The organism is Chromobacterium sp. CCUG 30098, assembly GCF_059916605.1.
In genome coordinates, this window is record NZ_JAUCGS010000024.1 from 1 (window position 1) to 4741 (window position 4741).

Sequence of the window (4741 nt, forward strand, 5' to 3'; positions counted from 1 at the left end):
GGGCGCTACAGCGTGGAAGCGGGCTTGGCGGGCTATCGACGGTTGTTGGGCTTGCCGGCGGAGTGAAGGCGGCTTAGAGCCTATTCAAAGTCTCGCGAGCAAGGGCGAGACAAGGCGAAAACCGCTGAGGAAGCGGAATGTACAAGTGGTACATGAGCATTTCAAAGGGGTTTTCAACGCGGTATCGCCGAAGCGCAGCAGACTTTGAACAGGTTCTTAGGCGGTGGAACCGGCAAGAGTAGTAGCAAGCAGTAAATCGTAGTGCGTGATGACACGAACAAATATTGATAAGGAAACAAGTTATGACGACAAGCGTAACGGGCAGCGACCTGGGCGGCGTGCTGGAAGGCGGCCCGCAGGACGATGTGCTCAAGGGCGGTGCCGGCAACGACACCCTGAACGGTTACGACGGCAATGATCTGCTGCAGGGCGGCGCCGGCGACGACGTGCTCAACGGCTACGCCGGCAACGACACCCTGGAAGGCGGCGCCGGCGACGACTTGCTCAACGCCGGCAGCGGCAATAATGTGCTGGCCGGCGGCGAGGGCAACGACACCCTGATCGGCGGCGCGGACAAGGACATCTATCTGTTCAATCTGGGCGATGGTTTCGACACCATTACCGACAACGCCCAGGACAAGCGCGACGCGGCGGACAGCGATCCGGCCTACCGCGACGAGTTGCGCTTCGGCCCGGGCATCCGCCCGGAAGACATCCAGCTGGAGCATGTGGGCGACGATTTGCTGCTGTCGCACCGCAACGGCGACGACGCGGTCACCATCAAGGGCTGGTTCGCCGACAAGAGCTTCTGGATCGAGCGCATCGTGTTCGCCGACGGCGGCGAATGGGGCATTAACGATCTGGCGCAGCGCGTGATCGTGCAGACCGGCAGCGAGCGCAAGGAAATCCTCAATGGCTGGTTGGGCAAGGATCATCTGATCGGCCTGGGCGGCAATGACGTGCTTAACGGCCGCGGCGGCGACGATCTGCTGGACGGCGGCGCCGGCAACGACAAGCTGTTTGGCGAAGACGGCAACGACACCCTGCTGGGCGGCGACGGCGACGACACGCTGGACGGCGGCAGCGGCAACAATGTGCTGCACGGCGGCCGCGGCAACGATGTGCTGATCGGCGGCGCCGGCGCCGATGTGTATCAGTTCAATCTGGGCGACGGCGTGGACGTGATCCGCGACGCCGGCGGCCTGGACGTGTCGGTGAAAGACGAAATCCGTTTCGGCGCCGACATCCTGGTCAAGGACGTCAGCGTCAGCCGCCAGGGCGACAATCTGGTGCTGATCCACGTTAACGGCAGCGACCGCCTGGTGGTGGAAGGCTATTTCGCCAGCGCGTCCAGCCGGATCGAACGCATCGTGTTCGCCGAAGGCGTGGTCTGGACCCAGGCCGACATCAAGCTGACCCAGCTGGGCGGCAGCGGCAACGACACCTTGATCGGTTGGGAAGGCAGCGATCTGCTGGACGGCGGCGCCGGCAATGATTCGCTGATCGGCGGCGGCGGCAACGACACCCTGATCGGCGGCCTGGGCAACGATGTGCTGATCAGCGGCGGCGCGGGCGTCAGCGTGCTGATCGGCGGCGCGGGCAACGACACTCTGGTGGGCGGCGCCGGCGCGGAGATTTATCAGTTTGGCCTGGGCGACGGCGCGGACGTGATCGCCGCGCACGGCGTGGACGTCAGCGTGACCTTGCAGGACCGCATCGTGTTCGGCGTCGGCATTTCGGTGGACGACATCCGGGTGGTGCGCCAGGACGACGACATCGTGCTGATCCACGCCAACGGCAGCGACTCCATCACCATTCAGGCGGGCTTCAGCCTTGAGCATGGCTGGCATGGCCAGATCGTGTTCGCCGACGGCAGCGTCTGGCTGGGCGCGGAACTGGCGCAGAAACTGCTGGAAGTGCAGACCGGCGGCGATGACGACGATCTGCTGCTGGGCTCCGGTCAGTCCGACCTGCTGGACGGCGGCGCCGGCAACGACACCCTGATAGGCAACGGCGGCGAGGACACCTTGCGCGGCGGCGCCGGCGACGACCAGCTGCAAGGCGGCGTCAGCGGCCACACCACGATGGAAGGCGGCGCCGGCGACGACGTGCTGATCGGCAACAAGGGCCGCGAGACCTTTGTTTTCGGCGTGGGCGACGGCCGCGACCTGATCAACTACGGCTCTCAGGTAGGCAAGATCGCCGCCTTGAGCGCCAACGACGAAATCCGCTTCAAGGCCGGCATCAGCGCCAAGGACATCCGCGTGCTGCGCGCCGGCAATGACTTGCTGTTGCAACACGTCAACGGCCAGGACAGTATCCGCGTCAAGAACGGCCTGGTCGACAAGACCGGCTGGGCCGGCGTGGTGGTGTTCGCCGACGGTTCCAAATGGAGCGCGGCCGAACTGTTGACCATGGTGGTGGCCGCGGGCGGCACCAGCGGCAAGGATGTGCTGACCGGCGGCAAGGGCGGCGATTTGCTGGACGGCGGCGACGGCGACGACACGCTGATCGGCGGAGGCGGCAACGACACCCTGAAGGGCGGCGCCGGCAACGACGTGCTGATCGGCAGCGGCAGCGGCACCGTGATCCTGGAAGGCGGCAAGGGCAACGACACCCTGCAAGGCGGCAGCGAGCACAATATCTATGTGTTCAATCTGGGCGACGGCAACGATGTGATCATCAACAACTCGTTGAACGTGTCGGTGGGCGTGAGCAGCGAGATCCGCTTCGGCGTCGGTATTGCGGTGACCGACATCACTGTGGTGCGCATCGGCGACGACGTGTTGCTGCAGCATGTCAACGGCAGCGATTCGGTGCGCATCCAGGGTTGGTTCAGCGGCCAGAGCATGCAAGTGGGCAGCGTGGTGTTCGCCGACGGCGGCAGCTGGACCTCAGTGCAGATCAATCAGTTCGTCAAAGGCGTCTATGTGGGCGGCAGCGGCAACGACGCCTTCCACGGTGGCAGCGGCAGCGATCTGCTGGAAGGCGGCGACGGCGACGATACGCTGATTGGCGGCGGCGGCAACGACACCTTGCGCGGCGGCAACGGCAACGACGTGCTGATCGCCACCGGCAGCGGCACGGTGATCCTGGACGGCGGCAAGGGCAACGACACCCTGCGCGGCAGTGCGGACCAGAACATCTATGTGTTCAATCTGGGTGACGGCGGCGATGTCGTCATCAACAACTCGCTGAACGTGTCGGTGGGCATGAGCAGCGAAATCCGTTTCGGCGTCGGCATTGCGGTGACCGACATCACCGTGGTGCGCGTTGGCGACGACATCGTGCTGCAGCACGTCAACGGCAGCGACTCGGTGCGCATTCAGGGCTGGTTCAGCAGCCAGCTGTCCCAGGTGGGCAGCGTGGTGTTCGCCGATGGCAGCAGCTGGACTTCGGTGCAGATCAGCCAGTTTGCGGCGGGCATTTTCATCGGCACCAGCGGCAACGACGTCCTCAAGGGCGGCAAGGGGCATGACCTGCTGGACGGCGGCGACGGCGACGACGTGTTGATCGGCGGTGGCGGCAACGACACCCTGAAGGGCGGCGCCGGCAACGACGTGCTGATCAGCGCCGGCGGCGGCGTGTCCATCCTGGAAGGCGGCAAGGGCAACGACACCCTCAAGGGCGGCGGCAGCCAAGACATCTACGTCTTCAATCTGGGCGACGGCCGCGATGTGGTGATCAACAACTCGCTGAACGTCAGCGTCAGCCACCAGAGCGAAATCCGTTTCGGCGCCGGCATCTCGGTGACCGACATCACCGTGGTGCGCGTGGGCGACGATGTGTTGCTGCAACACGCCAACGGCGTGGATTCGGTGCTGATCCAGGGCTGGTTCACCAGCCAGAGCAATTGGGTGGGCAGCGTGGTGTTCGCCGACGGCAACAGCTGGAGCGCGGTGCAGATCAACCAGTGGGCCAGCGGCATCTACATCGGCACCGCCGGCAATGATGTGTTGATTGGCGGCGCGGGCGGCAGCCTGCTGGACGGCGGTGCCGGCAACGACACCCTGATTGGCCGCGGCGGCAACGACACGCTGAAGGGTGGCGCCGGCAACGATGTGCTGGAAGGCGGCGCGGGACGCAATGTCTATATCTTCAATCTGGGCGACGGCCAGGACACCATTCGCTATGGCGAAAAAGGCGTCAACATCGCTTGGAGCAGCTACGACGAAATCCGCTTCGGCGTGGGGATTTCGGTGACCGACATCACCGTGGTGCGTATTGGCGACGATGTGGTGCTGCGTCACAGCAACGGCGTGGACAGCATCACCATCCAGGCCGGCATGTCGGTGCAGAGCTCATGGTCCGGCAGCATCGTGTTCGCCAACGGCGGAAGCTGGAGCCTGCTGGAATTGATCAGCCTGGCCGCCGTCACCCTGAACGGCACCGACGGCGCGGATACGCTGAAGGGCGCCAAGGGCAATGACGTGATCTTCGGCCTGGCCGGTGATGACCAGTTGTTCGGCAATGAAGGCAATGACAGCCTGTTCGGCGGCGCCGGCAACGACACGCTATACGGCGGGGCCGGCAACGACCTGCTGGAAGGCGGTGCGGGCAACGATAGCCTGTACGGCGAAGACGGCAACGACACGCTGCGCGGCGGCGCCGGCAACGACTCGCTGAACGGCGGCAACGGCGCCGATTTGCTGGAAGGCGGCGACGGCGACGACGTGATCTACGGCAACAACGATGGCGGCGGCTGGCGCGTTGAGGGCGACACCTTGCGCGGCGGCGCCGG

The 4741-nt window shown here is 65.0% G+C and carries 1 protein-coding gene; it reads left to right on the forward strand.

The genetic code is table 11. The features are described 5' to 3' along the window. Positions 1-302 precede the first annotated feature (302 nt). Positions 303-4741 (forward strand): calcium-binding protein (locus QUG03_RS23120; protein ID WP_500821109.1); only part of this gene is annotated, 4439 nt, incomplete at its 3' end.